We start from the raw sequence: 21,218 nt of genomic DNA on the forward strand, positions 1-21,218 counted from the left end.
ATGCACTGTCATTTTCAAAAATTCATCGATTCAGCTCATCCACTTTGTATAGATGCTGCTCTACATTCGACCAGTTTTACTCAATTTTGGCAGGACGTTGCCTTACAAGCTGCTGCAATTGCTCAAATGGAAAATTTAACTTGGGCATTATGGGAAGCAGACAGCTATGAATTTCTGGTTTTATTATTTGCCGCTTTGTTAGCGGAAAAGCAGGTACTTTTACCACCAAATCGGGTACGCGAATTAGAACAGGATTTTGCAGCACAGCGGATTTATTTTTTAAAGCGTCAAGATGTTGAAAAAGTTGTTCCTTTATCTTTAACCTTAGATGATGCTTTTTTAGAGCAGGCGCAACTCTATTTTTATACGTCAGGTTCAACAGGTGAACCTAAAAAAATTCCAAGGACACTCAAACAATTACTCAACGAAGTCCAAGGGTTGAGTCAAAGCTTTAGTTTTGATGAACATGCAATCGCGATTGCAACGGTTAGTCATCAACATATTTATGGATTACTGTTTAAATTACTGCTACCTCTAGCGACGGGTCGAAGTTTTTATGTGCCTCAAATGGCATTCCCAGAAGATGTGGTACAAGCTCAAAAACAATTAGAAATGTTGGGATTAAGCAATTATTTGATCTCAAGTCCTGCATTATTAAAACGCTGGACTACAGATGTAATTTTACAACAATGCCAGATGGTCTTTAGTTCGGGTGGCAAACTGGAAAGTGGTGTTCGTCCTTTATTAAATCGTCCGATTATTGAAGTTTTGGGAAGCTCTGAAACAGGTGGTATTGCCCATCGTGCTCAAGATGAAGATGCTTGGACTGCTTTTAGCAATGTGGCTATTCGTATTAAAGACCAACAGCTCATGGTGAAGAGTAATCATGCCTATGAGGATGACTGGATTACCACAGGTGATGGCGCAGCATGGTCAGATGCAACGTGTCAGACCTTTAAGCTTTTAGGACGTACAGATCGAATTATTAAACTTGAAGAAAAGCGTTTGAGTCTAGATGCGATCGAGCAAAGCATTCAAGCTTTAGATGCAGTACAGCAATGTCATGTACTGGTACTTGAACATGATCATCGTCAAATATTGGGATGTATTGTTGTTTTAAAAGAAGATGCACGGGAACAGTTACAGCAATTAGGTAAGTCGGCTTTTGTTGGTCATTTAAAACAACAGTTGAAAGACAACTTGGAAACGATCGCGATTCCACGTCAATGGCGTTTCCTCAGTCAGCTACCGCAAAATTCTCAGTCTAAACTCAATAAAAGCTATTTACAGACTCTATTTAAGCCTATGTTACAACCTGTGGTTTTGTCGCAGTCTCAAAGTTCAGATGACTATATTTTTAGCCTTGAATTTCCACCAGAGTTAGCGTGTTTTAAAGGGCATTTCCCAACACAACCTATTTATCCTGGGGTCGGGCAAATAGGTTTTTTACAACATTTTGCTAAATCAATTTGGTCGGACTTAAATTGGTGTCAGGGTTATGAACAGCTAAAATTTCAAAATCTGATCCGTCCTTATGCAATTGTACAACTTAAGCTTTCTCGAAAAGAGCATAAAGTGAGTTTTGAGCTACGCGATTCAGAACAGATTTTGGCTTCTGGGCGTTTATTATTCGCTTTGCAAACGGAAGTAGAGGGTTAAAAATGCAGACCAACTATGGCTTTGTTATCCCAGTTTATAACCATCCACATTATTTAGCAGATTTGATTTCTTATCTGGACAGTTTTGATCTACCGATTGTGTTGGTCAATGATGGAAGTGACGATGCTTGTAGCCAAATTTTAAAAGCATTGGCAGAGCAATATTCCCAAATTCACTTAATTGAACATGATGGGAATAAAGGGAAAGGGCAAGCCGTAATGACTGGTTTACGTGCAGCCTATGAGCTTGGTTTAAGCCATGCATTACAACTCGATTCAGATGGGCAACACCACTGGGATGACATTCCTAAATTTATTGAGCAGTCCCAACAACATCCTGAGGCCATGGTAATTGGTCAGCCATACTTTGATGAATCTATTCCTAAAAAACGGTTGTATGGTCGTTACATTACCCATTTTTGGGTGTGGCTTAATAGTTTGTCTTTTGAAATTAAAGACAGTATGTGTGGGTTTCGCGTGTACCCGCTTGAAAGCACAGTGAAGGTATTGAATAGCGCTAAATTCCAGCCACGTATGGGCTTTGATAGTGAAATTTTAGTGCGTTTAAAATGGGAAAATACCCCTTTTATTAATGTACCTACACCTGTGGTTTATCCAGAGCAGGGTATCTCTCATTTTCATGCTTGGCGAGATAACCTAGGCCTGAGTAAAGCACACGCAACTTTGTTTATGGGCATGTTGATTCGTTTACCTAAGCTTTTAAAGCAAAAGCTTCAAGGTTAATTATGACAGATTCAGCTTCTCCAAAATGGAACGATATTAAAGAGCGAGGAGGCATGTTGCCCCTTATGCTCGTGTTGTGGTTTTACCGTTTTGGTGGACGTTGGTTATGCAAGTTGGTGATGTACTTTGTCATTATGTGGTACTGGTTATTTGCAGCCACAGCACGACAAGCTTCCTTACTTTATTTAAGTAAACTGCATCATTTTTCTGGAGCACAGTCGCCGTTTAACCACCAGCCAACGTGGGCAAATAGCTATGCGCATTTTATGCAATTTGGCGAATGTATTTTAGATAAGATTGAAGGTTGGCTAGGTCATATCTCCGAGCAAAATCTAGAAGTTTTTGGACATGAAAACTTTTCACAGCATTATCAAAAAGGCGCTCTTATTGTTGTCTCTCACTTTGGCAATATTGAATTACTTCGGGCAATTAAGTCAGAGCATCCACAGAAAATTAACGTACTGGTTTATCAAAAGCACGCGACAAAATTTAATGATTTTTTGAAAAAACTAAATGATAAGGCGGATGTCTGTCTTTTATCAGTCGATGAGTTGGGTATTGAAACCGCGATGTTGCTGCAAGATAAAATGGAGCAAGGTGAGTGGGTCATTGTGGCGGCAGATCGAGTCCCTGTGCAGTCAGATCGTGTACAGCATGTTGATTTTTTAGGGGAGTCAGCAGCTTTCCCGCAAGGGGCATGGATCTTAGCAAATTTACTCAAAGTGCCTGTTATTGCAGTTTTTTGCTACCGCATGCAGCAGCAGTTTCAAGTACATATTCATTCAATTGCCGAGCAGGTAAATTTACCCCGCGCTAATCGGGTTGAAGGTATGCAAACTTTAACTAAAACCTATGTTGCTATATTAGAACAGCATTGTCTGCGTGCCCCTTATCAATGGTTTAATTTTTATAATTTTTGGACGAAATAACATGCGTGTGTTAACCGTAGGTGAACAGCCACTGAGTATTGAAGATGTCGTTTCTGTAGCAAGAGGCGAATGTCAGGTTGCTTTACCTGAATCATCTTCGTGGCGTGAACTGATTCAAAAAGGTGCTGATTTTCTCGATCAGTTACTTGAAGAAGAAGGTGTTATCTATGGTGTAACCACGGGTTATGGTGACTCGTGTTTAGTTGAAGTGCCATTACATCAGGTTAATGAACTACCACTGCATCTTTCACGTTTTCATGGTTGTGGTTTAGGTGAAAACCTAGATGTGATCACTGCACGTGCAGTAGTGGTGACGCGTTTATGTTCGTTGGCTCGTGGTTATTCAGGTGTGTCTTTGGCATTGCTTGAACGATTGGTTTGGCTACTCAATGAAAATGTGATTCCAGTCATTCCATCTGAAGGTTCAGTCGGGGCAAGCGGTGATTTAACGCCGTTGTCTTACATTGCTGGAACGTTAATCGGGGAGCGTGATGTCTATATTGATGGAAAAATTACTCCTGTTGCTCAAGTGTATGCCGAAAAAGGTATACAACCATTAACGCTCAGACCAAAAGAAGGTTTGGCGCTTATGAACGGCACTGCCGTGATGACGGCGATTGCTTGTTTAAATTATAAAAAAGCAGAGCAGATTGCACTCGCAAGTACTTTGATTACAGCTCTAAATGTATTGGCACTGGAAGGTAATCCAAGCCATTTTGATGAAGTATTGTTTGCTCAGAAACCTCATCCGGGGCAGCAACAGATTGCCAAACAATTACGTGATTGGCTCAACAGTGAAGTACAAACAGCACATCAAAGTCCGCGTTTGCAAGATCGTTATTCATTGCGCTGTGCGCCGCATATTATTGGTGTGTTTGAAGACTCAAAAGTATGGTTACGTCAGTTTATTGAAAATGAGCTGAATTCAAGTAACGATAATCCATTGATTGATCCTGTAGGCATGCGTGTGTTGCATGGCGGGCATTTTTACGGTGGGCACATTGCACAAGCAATGGATAGCTTAAAAATTATGATTGCCAATATTGCTGACTTGATGGATAGACAGATTGCACAATTGGTCGATCATAAAATGAATCATGGTTTACCACGTAATTTAACGGGCGCAACGGCTGAACGTTTACCACTCAATCACGGCTTTAAGGCTGTACAAATTGGGGTATCGGCATGGACGGCAGAAGCTTTGAAAAATACTTTGGCAGCATCGATTTTTTCACGCTCAACCGAATGTCATAACCAAGACAAAGTCAGTATGGGTACTATTGCTGCACGTGATGCGAGCCGCGTGATCACCTTAACCCAGCAAGTCATTGCAGCACTTTGCTGCGCTAGTGTGCAGGCAATTCATTTAAAAGGTTTAACAGCACAGTTAAGCCCAACATTGCAGGCATTTATGCAATGGACCTTACAAAGCTTTGCATTTGTCGAAGAAGACCGACCATTACAAACCGAATTACAACAGATTGTTGATCGTTTAGACCAACTTGAATTGTTTAATCAACCAGAATTTATGGGATAAGGTGAGCCAATGCATGCAGATGTAATCATTGAAATTCCATTTCATGATGTCGATACCATGAATGTGGTTTGGCATGGGCACTATTTAAAATATTTTGAGATTGCGCGCTGTAAGTTGCTCGATCAATTTCATTACAACTATATGCAGATGAAAGAATCAGGCTATGCATGGCCTGTGATTGAAAGCCATGTTCGCTATGCATACGGTATTGAGTTTGAACAAAAGATTCGGGTTCGGGCCATTTTAAAAGAATGGGAAAACCGTTTGAAAATTGATTACTTGATTTTTGATGCTGAGTCAGGGAAACGTTTAACCAAGGGTTATACCACACAGGTGGCGGTGAATATTGAAGCTCGTGAAATGTGTTTTCAATCGCCACAGGTTTTGTTTGATCGCTTGAATGCATGGTCTGAGTTTCAACCAAAGAGGAATGCGTGATGTCTCAATTCATCAAAACTTTAGGTTTAGGTGCTGCTGTTTGGATGAGCAGTTTAAGTGCGGTCTATGCAGCGCCCACACAGATCACGCAAATTTTTCAGCAATTGTCACAGTCTCCAACCGTCCGTGCTGATTTTGAACAGCAAAAAAAGCTGCCATCGTTGAATAAAACTTTTGTATCGAACGGGTCTTTGTTATTTGCAAAATCTTATGGTGTGGCATGGCAAATCAAACGCCCAGTACAGGCGGACCTCATTGTTACTCCAACCAAATTGGTACAGAAAACTCAGCGTACATTTAGCCAAATACAAGTTGATCAATCGCCATATAGTTCGGTCGCGACTTTATTCTTACAGCTCATGTCTGGTAATGAACAGGCCTTAGCAAAGAATTTTAATGTGGTAAGTGCGAATTATAGTCCAGCGGGTTGGAGCATGAGCTTAACTCCGAAAAGTAGCTTGTTTAAAAAGTTATTTGTGCGTGTTGATGCTCAAGGGCAACAGTACGTCAGCCAAATCGTGATTACCGAGAAAGCGAATAATTTAACGACCATTCGCTTTAGTCACCAGACTTCTCAACCGACGACTCTAACGGCTGCTGAGCATGCGATTTTCCAACTGGCAAAATAAGTTCACCGCGCTTTGGTTAATTGCTCTGCTGCTCATTGCAGTGGGGCTTGGCGTGACGTGGCTGAATAAAGATATTCAGATTCAAACTAATATTTTTGCGTTATTGCCTAAAGTTCAGCAAGACCCAGAACTTGCACGTACTCAGCAGTACATGAATGAGCAACTCAACAATAAAGTATTTGTGGTGGTAGATGCCAAAGATGAAGCTGCGATACAACACGCCACCGAGTTTCTAACAGCACAAGCTAAGCAAAGTGCATTATGGCAACCGCTCAAACCACAACTTGATTTTGATCAATTTGCAAAACAGTTGTATCAACATCGAACAGGTTTGTTGAGTGCGCAAGATCAAGCCTTATTACAAAAGCAGGATTACCAGGCGCTGACTGAACAAAGTCTGATGCAGATGATGAGTCCAGGTATGCTTGTCACTGCTGAGTCACTTAAGCAAGACCCGCTCTTATTATTCCCTCGCTATGCCATGCACTTGGCAACGCCGTCACAACAAGATATTGAAATGGAGCAGGGCTTTGCCACCATTCATCATGAGCAAGGTATCTCTCGGCTTTTCGTATTACAGTTGACGCAAAGCCCATACAATATTGATTATCAAGAAAAGACCTCTACTTGGATTGAGCAAACTAAGCAAAAGTTAGCTGCAATGGGATTAAAATCTCATTGGACTGGAACTATTTTATTTTCAAATTTTGGGACGCAATCGGCTAAACAGGAAATATCAACCATTGGTGTTGGCTCGACATTGGGCTTAATTTTTCTGGTTTGGTTCGGCTTTCGTTCACTGCGACCTTTGGCGACCGAGTTTATTGCAGTTTCGACTGGAAGTTTTGTAGCATTTGCGGTCACACATTGGGTGTTTGGTGAAATTCACCTGATGACGTTGGTATTCGGTGCGAGTCTAATTGGTGTTTGTGTCGATTTTTCATTTTATTTTATGGCGATGCAATCGCAGCATAGAAAGCTTGGTGGGTTCCAGATTTTAAAACCATTATTGCCAAGCTTGTTCATGGGCCTAATGACCACATTAGTTGCTTACATCTTTTTGAGTTTTACTCCATTTCCGGGGTTCAAGCAGATTGCAGTCTTTTCAATTGTAGGATTAACTGCTGCGTGGATCAGTAGTGTACTGCTATTACCAAGATTACCTGCACTCAATGCCCAGCCAGCAATAAAAGCATTGTCTTGGATTGGACAAGCACGGTTATGGTTTCAGCAACGAACTAAAGTTCGTTATGGCTTGATTGCAACCATTTTAGCAGTAGGTACGGCGAGTCTTTTCTATCTTAAAAGTAACGATGATATTCGTAACTTACAAGGTATGGACGCGAGTTTAAAGCAGCAGGATCAAGCGGTTCGTGAACAATTTGGCCAGCAACAAAGCAGTGATTATTTTGTAGTACGAGCAGCTTCTGCAAATGAAATGCAGCAACAAGAGCAGCAACTGATTGGATACTTGCAACAGTTACAGTCACAAGGGAAAATTAGTGCATTTCAAGCTCTGGGACAATGGATTCCACCATTGGCAGAGCAGCAACACAATGTACAACTATTAATAAATATTCCAAAAGCGACTTTGCAGCAATATGCCCAAAGTATGGGGCTAAATGTTAATGACGTTTTAAAGTGGCAACAGCAACTGGCAACACAACCACTATTAGATTTTTCAGTATTTAAAGATCACCCTTTAGCTTTTTTACAGCCTCAAGCCAATGAACGATTAGTGATGGTGACAGGAGTGAAACAACCTGACGTGTTAAAGCAGCTTCATAATGATCATGTACATTTCCAGCAACCCATTACTGCAATGTCGGAAATGTTTGCTGAACATCGAGTGCAGGCTCAACATCTTCTGATTTATGCCTTAATTGGTCTGGCAGTTGGTTTGGCGCTTATTTATGGATTAAGTTCAATAGTGCCTTTGGTTTTGCCAGTAAGTTTAGCATTACTGAGCACTTTTGCTGTTCAGGCATGGTTAGGTGTGGAGATTAACCTGTTTAGTATTATGGCGACTTTTCTGATTATTGGGATTGGCGTTGATTATGCAATTTTCTATCGACATGGACATGATCACCCGCAAGTGGTTGGAATGGCATTATTTTTATGTATGATGTCGACTTTACTTGGCTTTGGATTACTTTCATTTAGCCATACTTATGCAATCCATTGTTTTGGTTTAACGGTTTTATTCGGGGTTATTTTCTCATTTATCTATGCGACTTTGTTAACCCCCGCAGATGAAAAACATATTGTAAATTTACAAGACCATTCATAATTTGAATAAATTAAAAAGGAAATTGTGCTATGAGCACTATAGAAAAAATTGACGTCGTGATTATTGGGGCTGGGCCATCAGGTAGTTCTGCTGCGGCACTTCTTCGAAAAAAAGGCTATACCGTTACGGTCATTGAAAAACAGCATTTTCCTCGTTTTTCGATTGGTGAGTCATTGCTACCACAATCTATGGCATTTTTAGAAGAAGCTGGTTTATTAGAAACAGTCCGTGAGCATGTCGAGCAATATGCTTTTCAATTTAAAAATGGGGCCGCTTTTTTACGTGGTAAACAACATAGCTTTTATAACTTTACTGAAAAATTTACGGATGGTCCGGGGACTACTTGGCAGGTTCGCCGTGCCGATTTTGACAATTTACTTGCCAAACAAGCTCAAGTTTATGGCGCAGACATACGCTTTGGACATGAAGTCTTAGATGTTAATGTTGCATCTGAACAGCCTGTACTTACTGTAATTGATGAAGACCAACAGCGTTATCAGATTCAAACTAAATTCTTGTTAGATGCGAGTGGCTTTGGGCGAATTTTGCCAAAGTTATTAGATTTAGAGAGTCCATCAAATTTTCCAGTACGACGTGCACTATTCACCCATATTGAAGATGGAATTACAGATGACCCAGAGTTTGATCGTAATAAAATTTTAATCACGGTGCATGAAAAAGATCACCGTGCATGGTATTGGCTCATTCCATTTGCAGATGGTCGAGCATCTTTTGGTATCGTTGCAGAACAAGATTTTTTTGATAAATACATAGTTGGACGTGCTGAAGATAATGAACCAGAGGCAATGTTTAAACGCATTTTAGCCGATGAACCAAGTTTGTCTCATGTACTACGTCAAGCTAAGTTTGATACACCTGTACGTACCTTGGTAGGCTACTCAGCGAATGTAAAACACTTAGCAGACCGCAACTATGCACTATTAGGTAATGCGGGTGAGTTCCTTGATCCAGTCTTTTCATCTGGTGTGACGATTGCTCTTAAATCTTCCAGTTTGGCTGTTCCTTTGGTTGAGCGAGTTTTGCAAGGTCAGCAAGTCGACTGGTTAGAGGAATATGAAAAACCATTACGCCGCGGTATTCAGGTATTTCGTGCCTATGTTGAGTCATGGTACGAAGGCGAGTTCCAAGATGTGGTGTTCTCGCAAAATCAGAATGAAGGTATTCGCCGTATGATTTCTTCATTATTGGCTGGTTATGCGTGGGATGAAAAAAATCCGATCCATAAAAATGCCAAACGTAGACTTAATACTTTGGCAGAATATTGTCGTGAAGGCTTGGCGCAAGAACAGGTACTTGAGGGATAACCATGCAACGCAAATGGGCAACGATATTACTCAGTAGCTTTATATTTTTAAATGGTTGTCAGGTCATGCCACATGCCAAAGGACTGCAAAGTCCACTATGGCAGGCTCAGACTTATCAGCGGCAAGATCAGGTTGAAGTTCAGTGGAAGCAGCAAAGTTTTAGCTTCTTGTTATATCAACAGCAAAAGGGTGCTGTACTGGATATGGTCGCTTTGAGCCTGACAGGTCAACAATTATTTAAGTTACAGTTTGATGGGCATCGGGTTCATGTTGAACAACGTATTGATCAAATGCGTTTATTGCCTTTTGAATTTGTGGTACGTGACCTTTTATTTGCGACATACCCTCAATTTTCGCATTTAGGACAGCAAGCTGTAGAGATGAAACAACAAGCAGACATGCAGATTGTTTATATGGAAAAGCAACCTGTGTTGCAGCTTAAACAAGGGCAAGGAAGCATTGAATTGATTAATGAACAAGTCCCTTATACCATGACGTTGAGTTCGATTGAGAACACCTTACAGACAGAAGAAAGTCCTACGCCATGAAACATCTACCTTCAGAAAATGCAGCTCCAATGGCAGTAGGCATACAATTTAGTGTTGGTTTATCTGCATTAGGCTGCGAACTTAATCAAATAAAACAAGCATTACAACAGCCACAGCAAACCTTGAGTTTGCGTAATGATTTAATCGCTGATCGTGATGTTTGGGTGGGACAATATACGCATCCATTATGTCCGCAAGTATCCGATGCTTTACAGTCTGTAGATTCACGTAATCTACGTTTTGCATTGACCGCATTATCTAAAATTGAAACAGAGTTAAAAGCCTATACGGCATCCTTTGAAAATAAACGTTTAGCCATTGTGGTAGGTACATCTACCTCTGGTATTGCAGATAATGAACTCTTACTTAAGCAATATTTTCAAGGGCAAACCGATCTATCGATATCTCATTATCCCCAAGAAATGAGCTGTTTAGCGAAAGCATTACAACAGTATTTAGGATGGGAAGGGCCAGCTTATACGATTTCAACAGCTTGTTCTTCAAGCGCTAAAGCATTAGCTGCAGGGCAGAGATTACTTCACGCAGATTTAGCAGATGTTGTGCTGGTTGGTGGCGTCGACACCTTGTGCAAGTTGACCCTAAATGGATTTAATAGCCTAGAAAGTTTATCTGAACATGTTTGCCAACCCTGCGGTGTAAATCGTGATGGTATTAATATTGGTGAAGCCGCTGCGTTTTTTGTTTTAAGTAAAGCCTCGGCTCCTGTGATGTTAATGGGCGCGGGTGAATCGATGGATGCATGGCATATTTCGGCTCCACATCCAGAAGGCAAAGGTGCAGCTTTAGCTATGCAGCGTGCATTAGAGATGGCTCATATTTCAGCTCAAGAGGTTGGTTATATCAACTTGCATGGCACAGCAACTCCACAAAATGACGCAATGGAAATTAAAGCTGTACGACAAGTTTTTGGTGATTATCAAGTTGCTTTAAGTAGCACCAAACATAAAACCGGACATTGCCTCGGTGCAGCTGGCGCTATAGAAGCTTTTATTTGTGAGCAAGTTTTAAAAGATCAAAGTTGGTTGCCAGTGCATCAAAATGTTGAGGTTGAACCAGATTTGGCTGACCAAAACTATGTGCAAGATGCCGAGTTAAAACAGCCCATCCGCTATGTCATGAGTAATTCTTTCGCTTTTGGGGGAAGTAATATTAGTCTTGTTTTTGGAGTGAAGCCCTGATGAAACTGGATGCAATTCAATATATTCCTCATGAGCAACCGATGGTATTTATTGACCATTTAACAGCTGTTGCAGAAGGGCGGGCGCAAGCAGAACTCACGATTACACCTGAGCTGATGTTTTGTGAAGCAGAAGGTTTGCCGACATGGGCAAGCATTGAAATTATGGCACAAACGATTAGTGCTTATTCAGGCTGGCAAGGCGAGCAGTCAAAACAAGCGCCAAAAGTCGGTTTTTTATTGGGAACGCGTAAGTTAAATTTACCGATTCCTTATTTCGCTTTAGGTTCACGATTGATCATTCAAATAGAACAACAATATTTTCATGAAGGACTTGGGCAATTTTCCTGTGAAATCAAATATGCTGAACACTGCATTCAGGCAACGTTAAGTGTATTTGAGCCAACAGAAACACCATTTGAATAACCACAAAGAATTAGGAATACATTGTGACAAGACGAATTTTAGTAACGGGTTCAAGTCGAGGAATTGGGAAAGCGATTGCATTACAACTTGCAAAGGCTGGTTTTGATGTAACTGTGCATGCCCGTTCGCGTCAGGCAGATGCAGAACAAGTCGTACAAGAGATTCAAGCTTTAGGGCAAAATAGCCATTATTTAATGTTTGATGTCACTGAACGCCAGACGGTTCAGCAAATTTTAGAACAAGATGTAGAACAGCACGGCGGATTCTATGGTGTTGTACTCAATGCAGGTCTTACCCATGATGGTGCTTTTCCAGCATTAACCGATCAAGATTGGGATGAAGTTATTTCGACGTCCTTAGATGGTTTTTATAACGTTTTAAAACCGCTCATTATGCCAATGATTCATTTGCGTAAAGGTGGTCGTATTGTCACTTTATCTTCGGTTTCTGGGATTATGGGTAACCGTGGACAGGTCAACTATAGTGCTGCAAAAGCAGGGTTGATTGGTGCGACCAAGGCTTTGGCACTCGAGTTGGCGAAGCGAAAAATTACCGTGAACTGTGTAGCACCTGGACTGATTGAAACTGAAATGGTTACTGATGAAGTCAAAGAGCATGCGCTTAAAATGATTCCATTGCAACGCATGGGACAGGTCGATGAAGTGGCGAGCGTAGTAAAATTCTTATGTTCAGATGAAGCCTCTTATATAACCCGGCAGGTTATCTCTGTGAATGGGGGGCTCATCTAATGAAACGTGTGGTTGTAACGGGAATGGCAGGAATTACCTCTTTAGGTGAAACCTCCGATGAGATCTTTGCTCGATTTGAAGCTGCCAAAAGCGGTATACGCTACATGCCGGAGTGGGAGCAATATGTTGACCTTCGGACCAAGCTTGCTGGACCTGTTGAAAATTTTCAAGTTCCAAAACACTTTAACCGTAAAGTCACCCGTGGTATGGGGCGTGTTGCGCTCATGTCTGTGGTTTGTGCGGAAACTGCTTTAGAAAATGCAGGATTGCTTGGACACGAAATTTTATCTAGTGGCGAAGCGGGTGTTGCCTTTGGTTCTTCTGCGGGGAGCGTAGAGGCCGTGGGTGAGTTTGCCAGCATGTTGCTTCATCAGAGCATGAGTAAGATTAATGCAACAACCTATATTCGCATGATGGCCCACACAAGTGCGGTGAACATGACCGTATATTTTGGTCTAAAAGGGTTAACTTTACCGACATCAAGTGCGTGTACCTCTGGTTCTATGGCTATTGGGCAGGCCTATGAAGCGATTAAGTATGGCAAACAACAGGTCATGATTGCTGGTGGTGCAGAAGAACTCAGTGCAGCAGGTGCTGCGGTTTTTGATGTATTGTTCGCGACCAGTGGAATGAATGACCAACCAGAAAAAACACCACGGCCATTTGATGCTAAGCGAGATGGATTGGTAATTGGCGAAGGCGCAGGCTGTTTAATTTTAGAAGAATATGAACATGCCAAAGCTCGAGGGGCTCATATATATGCAGAAGTGATTGGTTACGGTAGCAATACCGATGGTCAACATGTAACTCGCCCCGAGGCAGAAATGATGGGGCGCTGTATGCAATTGGCACTTAAAGATGCATCTGTAGAAGCTAAAGACATTGCTTATGTGAATGCGCACGGCACCTCAACTGATCAAGGTGATGTGGCTGAAAGTCAGGCGACAGCAGCAGTTTTGGGACGTAAGCCGATCAGCTCTTTAAAAAGTTACTTTGGACATACGCTGGGGGCGTGTGGAGCTATTGAAGCTTGGCTGAGCATTGAAATGATGAATCGTGGCCGTTTTATTCCAACTTTAAATCTAGATGAAGTCGATCCACTGTGCGGCGATCTGGATTATATCGTTCAGCAACCGAGAACTTTGGATGCTGACATTATTATGAGCAATAACTTTGCTTTTGGCGGAATTAATACTTCACTTATTTTTAAACGTGTTAAACAATAAGGAACACAACAATGTTAAATAAAAAACTTTTATTTGTAGCAATGCTAAGTGCGGGTTTTACTGCCACTGTTCAGGCTGGAGATGAAGTACATCAGTTAAACTTTAAAGAAGCTGTAGACCGTGCAGTTGCAGATGGTACTTTAGATGGTTCAGTAAAGTTTTATTTAAAGGGTACAAAGTCTGGCGGTAAAATTATTCAAAAAGATGCGGTGACTAATAAAAAGACCAATGGTTTTGGTAAGTCAGCAGCAACGTCTTGTGACTGGGTTTTGCGTTCAGCACTGATCCAAATGCAAAACAATGCTAAAGCACAAGGTGCAAACGCTGTTACCAACATTGTGAGCTATTTTAAAGCTAATGAAACTACAAGTACGACAACTTACGATTGCTATAAAGGTGCCATGATGGCGGGTGTTACCTTAAAAGGCGACGTGGTTAAATTCTAATTAATTTTAAATAAGGTCGGGATAATGTCTAAACGTAATATCGAAGTCTATACACAGACATTGTCCCAGCTTCTTTTAAAATCTAAACAAGATTTTCCAGATTTCCGTACATTTAATCATTATAAAAAACAGCAAATACATAATATTAGAAATGAGCTGCTAGCACAGAAATTACAAATTACAATAACGGATTTGGAGTTTGCAAAGCATGAGCATGGTAAGCCATATTTATTGAATCATAATTTAGATTTTAATCACTCTCATAGCCAACAATATTATGCTTTAGCGATGAGTCAGCAGGTTAAAGATATAGGCGTAGACGTTGAAGAATTAGACCGTAAAGTTCGTTTGGAAGCTTTAGCCCAGCATGCATTTCATCCTGATGAATATGCAACATGGCAAAGTCTAGAACAAGATAGAGAATATTGGTTTAAAGTCTGGACGACTAAAGAGGCTGTTCTAAAAGCTTCAGGTCTCGGCATCCGCCTAGATTTAAATACTTTAAATACTCAAGCACATCCTACAGACCGTGGCGGAATATGCTCGCATGAACTTATTGGGACATTTGCTTATCAAAACTTCGTTGTAGGCAATATGATTCTAACAGTGGCATGGCGTTCAGAATTATCGTGCCGTGGTTTTCAGTTTCCTACAATTCAGCTTCATTCACTTGATGGTGAATTCACCAAATAGCACACATAAAAAAACCGCGAATTACGCGGTTTTTTAGTTTAGAGCAAGCTAAAAAATTAAGCTTGACCTTCAACAGCTTGAGCACGTTGCATATTCGCTTCGAACTCTGCATCAAAATTGATTGGAGTAAGAAGTAACTGTGGGAAGCTACCTTTAGTCACTAAATCATTTACCGCTTCACGTAAGAACGGGAACAAAATATTTGGGCAATAAGCGCCTAAAATATAAGGTAAACGATCTTCTTCAACGTTATCAATCAAGAAAATACCTGATTGAGTGATATCTACAATGAACGCTGTTTCGTTGTCGTTATCGGCTTGTACCACAACTTTTAAAGAAACTTCAAAATGAGTTGGATCAATTTTTTCTGCAGCAGAAGAAAGATTGATATTGAGTTCAGGTTGCCATTGTTTAGTAAAAACCTGCGCCCCAGGAACCTCAAAAGAAATATCTTTTGTATAAATACGCTCTAAAGCTAATTGTGGTTGAACTTGTTGTTCTTCGCTCATTGTTTTTTCCTTAATATGGATGCGAGATTAAGCCAATAATTCGTCAAGTTTACCTTCACGCTCTAAAGCATAAAGTTGGTCAAAACCGCCAATAAACTGATCGTTAATAAAAATTTGTGGGACAGTACGATGATTAGTACGTTGCATTAATTCAACACGTACTTCTGGTGCTTCAACAGAAAGATTTACTTCTTTGTAAGCAACACCTTTACGCTCAAGTAACTGTTTAGCACGAACGCAATACGGGCATACAGAAGTTGAGTAAACAATGACATTTGCAGTCATAATAATTCTCCTTAAGCTTTTGGTTTGCTTTTAACAAGAGGTAAGCCTTGTGCTTTCCAGTTACTAATACCACCATCAAGACGATAGCTGTCATGGTGAGCAACTTTTTGCAAAGCACTACCAGCAACTTGCCCGAGGTTGCAAATAAATACTAATGGACGCTCACTTGCTTTTAATTCATCAGCATGACTTGCAATTTGGCTGAAAGGAATATTGCGGCTGCCACTAATATGACCTTCACGGAAGTCTTTACTATCGCGCAAGTCGATGAGTATGGCATTTTTCGCTTTCACTAAAATACCAAGCGACTGTGGTGAAATTTTACGACCGTTACGTTGACCTTCAAAAATGAAGAACAACACGACCAAGACTCCGAGCGTACCAAACAAAATGGGGTGATTCCCCATAAACTCTAACCAGCGTTCCACAAGTCACCTAAAAAAAAATTAAAAACAAAATTGACCTAGAGTATAGCGTATATAGATGGTGATCAAAATCACCACTTCAAGGGCAAAGCGGACAGAAAATTAGTTTTTTTGCTGTGCTTCTTGAATCTCATCATTTAAACGCAAAAAGCTATCTAGGCGCCGTGGTAAAATTTCACCAGATTCTACAGCTTGTTTTAACCCACAGTTCTTTTCATGAGTATGGGTACAATTACGGAATTGGCAAGAACCCAAATGTGCTTCAATTTCTGGAAAGCCCATACGAATTTTTTCTAAATCAAGATGCCAAAGTCCAAACTCACGAATTCCCGGTGAATCGATTAACGCACCATTTTTACCGAAATTCATTAAACGTGTAGACGTTGTTGTGTGCTGACCGAGCGCAGAGTTTTCAGAAATAATATTTGTTTTCTGCTCTGCATCTGGAATTAATACATTAATTAAAGAACTTTTCCCTACACCCGATTGACCAACGAAAGCTACCGTTTCGCCATCTAAACGTTCAGATAAAGCAGAGATATCTCCCTTTTTAGACTGACAAATCATCACCTCATAACCCAAAGTTTTATATTCTTCTAATAGCGTGAGAATTGGGTCATTTTCAGTGAGTAAATCTGATTTATTTAAGACTAAAAGTGCAGGAATGTTAGCGTCTGCGCAAGCCACTAAATAACGGTCGATTAATGTCGGAGCTGGCTCAGGAAGGGGAGAAAATACAATTACAATCAAACTGATATTTGCTGCAACGGGTTTAACCTTGTGATAACGGTCTGGACGGGTAAGTAACGAGTTGCGTGGATGAATGGCAGTAATAATGCCTAAACCCGTGTTTGGGTCAGCCTGCCATTTAACTCGGTCACCAGTCACAAGTAACTCAAGGTTAGTTCGAGTATGACAGCGCCATACGCTTTTGAGCTCGATAGGTTTCCAGAATGGTTCTGGCTCTCCTTCGGCAACTTGAGGTTTTTCTGGGTGATGCTCAGGTACAGAGAGTGCCTGTACTTCGAGTTGGCGGCCATAATGTTGTACAACGAGTCCGTCCAGATCTTGTGAAGTATCTGCCTCTTCTTGGCGAGTTTTGTGCTGTTTTTCAATACGACGTTGCTGTTGTTCAGTTAAACGACGCTTACGAATTAAAGCCATTCATATCCCAAAAAAACCACTGTTTGAAGATGGCAAAAATAGCATGAAGCGGCTATAGAATTACAGCGCAGATGCAAGAAATTTGCTACTATTGATGTTTTTACGGCATTTAGAACGTACATACATGAGCAGTACTTTAAATACACGATTAATTTGGATTGATCTGGAAATGACTGGTTTAGATACCGATAATGACCAAATTATTGAAATCGCAACAATTATTACAGATGATAATTTAAATGTACTTGCCGAAGGTCCGGTCTTGGCTGTCCATCAACCTGATCGTATTTTAAATGCAATGGATGAGTGGAATACTCGCCAACATGGACAATCTGGGTTAGTTGAACGAGTTCGTCGTAGCAAATTGACAGCTCGTGATGCTGAGCTACAGACTTTAGAATTCCTAAAAAAATGGGTTAATCCAAAAGTTTCACCAATGTGCGGTAATTCGATTTGTCAGGATCGTCGTTTCTTACATCGTCTTATGCCTGAACTTGAGCAATATTTCCACTATCGTAATCTTGATGTATCTACGGTAAAAGAACTTTCAAAACGCTGGCGTCCTGAAATCATGAGCGGTCTGAAAAAGAATGCATCGCATTTGGCAATGGATGATATTCGTGACTCGATTTCGGAGTTGAAATATTACCGTGAATATTTCTTTATTATGAACACTGACGGTAAAGATTAATAATTTTGCCCGAGTGATATGAAAGGGAGGCTATTGCCTCCTTTTTTATTGTTTAAAGGGGATTGTTACAATAATGCCGATCGCTTGATTTGGCTTTCATATTCATTTTGCTTAAAATGATGTTTTAAATTTTTATTATAAAAAGAGAGCATTTATGCAAAGTAATAACCCGATACTGACCCGTGTTGAAACGGTCAGTGACTATAGTCAACCGATGACTGTGCAAGGTGCGATTCAAAAATCTATTATGCTGACAGTCATTGCAGCGACTGTGGGCATTGCTTTATTTTTATACGCAGCTTTTACTGCAAATGTTGGTATTGCTTACGCCGCTTCAATTGTTGGTGCAATTGGTGGATTGGTTTTAGCTTTAATTGCCACATTTAAACCGACGACTGCACCAACCTTGGCAATTCCTTATGCACTATTTGAAGGTGCATTTTTAGGTGGTATTTCTTTTACTTTTCAAATGAAATACCCAGGTGTGCCTTTACAAGCATTACTTGCAACTTTTGTGACAACATTGGTCATGTTTGGTCTATATAAATTCAAGATTGTACGTGCAACTGAAAAATTCAAGTCAGTTGTGATATCTGCGTCTTTGGCTATTTTTCTTGTATTTATTGTTCAGATGATCATGCGTTTAGCGTTTGGTTCAAGCATTCCTTATATTTTTGAAAGTAACTGGTTAGGCATTGGCTTTGCTGCATTTATTGCTGTGATTGCGTCACTTAACCTGATTTTAGATTTCGATTTAATTGAAACAAATGCAGCTTACCGCGCTCCAAAGTTTATGGAGTGGTTATGTGGAATTGCATTGCTCTCAACTTTAGTTTGGATGTATATCTCTTTTTTACGTTTGATTGGTTTGTTATCTGACGACTAAGATTATATTCATCTAGAAGTCGCTCCTCATGAGGGGCGATTTTTTTTCGTGCGATTTTTGAAAAAAGATGCATTATGCAATTTCGAAAACCGTTGAATATTGGCATTATGCTTTAAATTGTTTTGAGTGAGATCGGCATGACACAAGGACTTTTAGCAGGTAAGCGCTTTTTGATTGCAGGCGTTGCTAGTAAATTATCAATTGCTTTTGGTATTGCCCAAGCATTACACCGCGAAGGTGCAGAGCTTGCGTTTACTTATCCAAACGAAAAATTAAAAAAACGTGTGGATGACTTTGCTGAGCAATTCGGTTCTAAGCTTGTGTTTCCATGTGATGTAGCAGTTGATAGTGAAATTGACAATGCATTTGCAGAACTTGCAAAACATTGGGACGGTCTAGATGGCGTAGTTCACTCTATTGGCTTTGCTCCTGCACATACGCTTGATGGTGACTTTACTGACGTGACTGACCGTGATGGTTTCAAAGTTGCTCATGACATCAGCGCATACAGCTTTATTGCGATGGCTCGCGCTGCAAAACCATTATTACAAGCTCGCCAAGGCTGTTTATTGACTTTGACTTACCAAGGTTCTGAGCGTGTAATGCCTAACTATAACGTTATGGGTATGGCAAAAGCTTCTTTAGAAGCAGGTGTTCGCTACTTAGCCTCAAGCTTGGGTGTTGACGGTATTCGTGTAAATGCGATTTCTGCGGGTCCAATTCGCACATTGGCTGCTTCTGGTATCAAATCTTTCCGTAAGATGTTAGATGCTAATGAAAAAGTTGCTCCGTTAAAACGTAATGTGACCATTGACGAAGTGGGTAATGCAGCATTATTCCTTTGTTCGCCATGGGCTTCAGGTATTACTGGTGAAATTCTATATGTAGATGCTGGTTTCAATACTGTAGGTATGAGCCAATCTATGATGGATGATGAATAAGTTTTAAAATTTATTCGGACATAAAAAAGCCGTAGTTGAAGGACTACGGCTTTTTTAATTGGTGCAAGTTATTGAGGAAGTTCTTTTACAGGTGAACCACCTAAAGCTTGCATGAGGGTGACATAAGCATTGTATTGGTTTTGCTTAGTTTCAACGAGGCTTAAACGTGCAGTACGTGTAGTTTGCTGAGCATCAAGAAGTGTTTTTAATGCGACAGCACCATAACGATAACGGACTTCAGTTAGCCGTTCGGTCTTTTCCGCAAGTTCAACATTACGCTCTTGTAACGCTACTTGTTTGTCGAGTTCTGTACGACTTGATAAAGCATTTTCTACATCAGCAAAAGCCTGATAAAGCGTCTGGCGATATTGAATAATCGCTTTTTCATAATCCAGATTGCTAATCGCAATATCTTTCTTCATATCGTTATATTGCAAAAACGGTAAGCTTAAACTTGCACCTAAAGTTAGGGCAGGGTTACGTAACAGTTCTGTCAACGATGTACTTGTTGAACCCAAACTACTGGTTAAGCTAATCGATGGATAGTAGCTCGCCTTAGTAGCATCTTTAGTCGCGAGCGCCTTTTTCAAACGAAGCTCAGAGGCTTGTAAATCGGGACGGCGCGATAAAATATCGGCAGGTAAACCTGCACCAATTGCTGGTAGTGCATTGCGTGGCAAACGTTTGGGCTCTTGAATGTTTAACTGTTGCAATGGTTCATGTAAGAGCACGGCAATGGCAGTTCGTGTTTCAACCAGTTGTTGCTCAATTTGACTTAAGCTCGCTTTTTGGCTTTGTACCGATTGTTCTGCTTGAGTTAGATCTACACCTGAAACTGCGCCAGCTTTATATTGAATCTGTACCAAGTCATAAAGCTTCTGAGAAGTTGCTAGACTCTGCTGTGCAGTTGTATAACGCTCATTTAAATAACCAAGTTGCCAATAAAGTTTGGCAGTGGTGGCAATTAAACTTTGTCCAGTGGCTTGTAGATCTTGTTCAGTCGCTAAAGCTTCCCATTTACTTGCTTCAGTTTGGCGTGCAAGCTTACCAAACAAATCAATCTCATAGCTTACGCCTGCACTCATTGATAGGCCTTTAGAACTGTCATCTCCCGAATTTAAATCGAAAGAATGGCCTGTTGAGATTCCCGTGTTTGTAACACGAAGCCCTTGTTGGTTTGCAGTTAGATCAGCTTGTAGACGGGCTTGTTTTAAGGTAATCCCTGCGACAGCTAAGTCACTGTTACGTTCTAATACATTATTTACGAGCTGATTAAGCTGTGCATCACCAAAAAGTGTCCACCAACGGTCAGAATATTGATCGGCAGACATGGTTTTTGCTTTTGTGGCGTCATACTGAAAACTACCCGGAACTTGTACCACAGGTGTTTCATAAGGTGTTTTTACCACAGCAGCACATCCAACAAGGGAGCTTGTGAGGAGAAGTGCTGTGCTGAGTTTAGTCATAGAGAAAGACATGCA

General features: G+C 40.7%; 23 protein-coding genes. 18 read left to right on the top strand and 5 right to left on the bottom strand.

Features of this window, described 5'->3' with window-relative positions; genetic code table 11:
* The 15 genes from NL42_RS13360 to NL42_RS13430 are packed head-to-tail and all read left to right on the top strand — an operon-like array spanning position 1 to position 14,836.
* Complete coding sequence (locus NL42_RS13360) at positions 1-1,659, top strand: AMP-binding protein (protein ID WP_461313093.1); 1,659 nt, start codon at positions 1-3, stop codon at positions 1,657-1,659.
* A gap of 2 nt (positions 1,660-1,661) precedes the next feature.
* The gene (locus NL42_RS13365; RefSeq protein ID WP_461313094.1) at positions 1,662-2,402 is read left to right on the top strand and encodes a glycosyltransferase family 2 protein; all 741 of its coding nucleotides are present in this window, start codon (positions 1,662-1,664) and stop codon (positions 2,400-2,402) included.
* Between the two features lie 2 nt (positions 2,403-2,404).
* Complete coding sequence (locus NL42_RS13370) at positions 2,405-3,331, top strand: LpxL/LpxP family acyltransferase (RefSeq protein WP_461313095.1); 927 nt, start codon at positions 2,405-2,407, stop codon at positions 3,329-3,331.
* A 1-nt stretch (position 3,332) separates the two neighbouring features.
* A complete protein-coding gene (locus NL42_RS13375; RefSeq protein WP_461313096.1) occupies positions 3,333-4,868 on the top strand; it encodes an HAL/PAL/TAL family ammonia-lyase in 1,536 nt (511 codons plus the stop codon).
* 9 nt (positions 4,869-4,877) lie between these two features.
* Positions 4,878-5,306, top strand: coding sequence for an acyl-CoA thioesterase (locus tag NL42_RS13380; RefSeq protein WP_000542808.1), 429 nt, complete (start codon positions 4,878-4,880; stop codon positions 5,304-5,306).
* Positions 5,306-5,935, top strand: a complete 630-nt coding sequence (locus NL42_RS13385) for a LolA family protein (RefSeq protein WP_461313097.1) — start codon at positions 5,306-5,308, stop codon at positions 5,933-5,935. The genes NL42_RS13380 and NL42_RS13385 overlap by 1 nt, the downstream gene beginning before the upstream one ends.
* Positions 5,910-8,225, top strand: coding sequence for an MMPL family transporter (locus NL42_RS13390; protein WP_461313098.1), 2,316 nt, complete (start codon positions 5,910-5,912; stop codon positions 8,223-8,225). The genes NL42_RS13385 and NL42_RS13390 overlap by 26 nt, the downstream gene beginning before the upstream one ends.
* A 29-nt stretch (positions 8,226-8,254) precedes the next feature.
* The gene (locus NL42_RS13395) at positions 8,255-9,550 is read left to right on the top strand and encodes an NAD(P)/FAD-dependent oxidoreductase (RefSeq protein ID WP_461313099.1); all 1,296 of its coding nucleotides are present in this window, start codon (positions 8,255-8,257) and stop codon (positions 9,548-9,550) included.
* Between the two features lie 2 nt (positions 9,551-9,552).
* The gene (locus NL42_RS13400) at positions 9,553-10,098 is read left to right on the top strand and encodes a DUF3261 domain-containing protein (protein ID WP_461313100.1); all 546 of its coding nucleotides are present in this window, start codon (positions 9,553-9,555) and stop codon (positions 10,096-10,098) included.
* Positions 10,095-11,297 (top strand): beta-ketoacyl-[acyl-carrier-protein] synthase family protein, encoded by a 1,203-nt coding sequence (locus tag NL42_RS13405; protein ID WP_461313101.1) that lies wholly within the window; start codon positions 10,095-10,097, stop codon positions 11,295-11,297. The genes NL42_RS13400 and NL42_RS13405 overlap by 4 nt, the downstream gene beginning before the upstream one ends.
* Positions 11,297-11,722 (top strand): ApeP family dehydratase, encoded by a 426-nt coding sequence (locus NL42_RS13410; RefSeq protein WP_461313102.1) that lies wholly within the window; start codon positions 11,297-11,299, stop codon positions 11,720-11,722. The genes NL42_RS13405 and NL42_RS13410 overlap by 1 nt, the downstream gene beginning before the upstream one ends.
* A gap of 23 nt (positions 11,723-11,745) precedes the next feature.
* Positions 11,746-12,471: a 3-ketoacyl-ACP reductase FabG2 gene (locus NL42_RS13415; protein WP_461313103.1), complete on the top strand. Its 726-nt coding sequence runs from the start codon at positions 11,746-11,748 to the stop codon at positions 12,469-12,471.
* Entirely contained in the window at positions 12,471-13,697 is a 1,227-nt protein-coding gene (locus NL42_RS13420; protein WP_461313104.1) for a beta-ketoacyl-ACP synthase, read from the top strand. The genes NL42_RS13415 and NL42_RS13420 overlap by 1 nt, the downstream gene beginning before the upstream one ends.
* 11 nt (positions 13,698-13,708) lie before the next feature.
* Complete coding sequence (locus tag NL42_RS13425; RefSeq protein WP_004794675.1) at positions 13,709-14,143, top strand: hypothetical protein; 435 nt, start codon at positions 13,709-13,711, stop codon at positions 14,141-14,143.
* A 24-nt stretch (positions 14,144-14,167) separates the two neighbouring features.
* Positions 14,168-14,836 carry a 4'-phosphopantetheinyl transferase family protein gene (locus tag NL42_RS13430; protein ID WP_461313105.1) on the top strand — a complete coding sequence of 223 codons (669 nt, stop codon included), beginning with the start codon at positions 14,168-14,170 and terminating at the stop codon, positions 14,834-14,836.
* Positions 14,837-14,892: 56 nt separating this feature from the next.
* Here the strand turns inward: NL42_RS13430 and secB are convergent, their stop codons facing one another.
* From secB to rsgA, 4 genes are all read right to left on the bottom strand, one after another.
* Entirely contained in the window at positions 14,893-15,345 is a 453-nt protein-coding gene (secB, locus tag NL42_RS13435; protein WP_016139275.1) for a protein-export chaperone SecB, read from the bottom strand.
* A gap of 27 nt (positions 15,346-15,372) precedes the next feature.
* A complete protein-coding gene (gene grxC, locus NL42_RS13440; protein WP_016139274.1) occupies positions 15,373-15,630 on the bottom strand; it encodes a glutaredoxin 3 in 258 nt (85 codons plus the stop codon).
* A gap of 11 nt (positions 15,631-15,641) precedes the next feature.
* Positions 15,642-16,058: a rhodanese-like domain-containing protein gene (locus NL42_RS13445; RefSeq protein WP_003654928.1), complete on the bottom strand. Its 417-nt coding sequence runs from the start codon at positions 16,056-16,058 to the stop codon at positions 15,642-15,644.
* A 99-nt stretch (positions 16,059-16,157) separates the two neighbouring features.
* On the bottom strand, positions 16,158-17,219 hold the full coding sequence (rsgA, locus tag NL42_RS13450; protein WP_461313106.1) for a small ribosomal subunit biogenesis GTPase RsgA: 1,062 nt from the start codon (positions 17,217-17,219) through the stop codon (positions 16,158-16,160).
* Positions 17,220-17,343: 124 nt separating this feature from the next.
* On the opposite strand from rsgA, the gene orn reads away from it, so the two are divergent.
* The 3 genes from orn (at position 17,344) to NL42_RS13465 (ending at position 19,737) form a co-directional block, all read left to right on the top strand.
* A complete protein-coding gene (gene orn / locus NL42_RS13455; RefSeq protein WP_003654932.1) occupies positions 17,344-17,910 on the top strand; it encodes an oligoribonuclease in 567 nt (188 codons plus the stop codon).
* 154 nt (positions 17,911-18,064) lie between these two features.
* The gene (locus NL42_RS13460; RefSeq protein ID WP_009390706.1) at positions 18,065-18,796 is read left to right on the top strand and encodes a Bax inhibitor-1/YccA family protein; all 732 of its coding nucleotides are present in this window, start codon (positions 18,065-18,067) and stop codon (positions 18,794-18,796) included.
* 137 nt (positions 18,797-18,933) lie between these two features.
* Positions 18,934-19,737 carry an enoyl-ACP reductase FabI gene (locus tag NL42_RS13465; RefSeq protein ID WP_035366526.1) on the top strand — a complete coding sequence of 268 codons (804 nt, stop codon included), beginning with the start codon at positions 18,934-18,936 and terminating at the stop codon, positions 19,735-19,737.
* Between the two features lie 68 nt (positions 19,738-19,805).
* Here NL42_RS13465 and NL42_RS13470 read toward each other — a convergent pair whose 3' ends face one another.
* Entirely contained in the window at positions 19,806-21,203 is a 1,398-nt protein-coding gene (locus NL42_RS13470; protein ID WP_461313115.1) for an efflux transporter outer membrane subunit, read from the bottom strand.
* Positions 21,204-21,218 lie beyond the last annotated feature (15 nt).

The sequence above is a fragment of the Acinetobacter sp. GN11 genome (assembly GCF_054823985.1).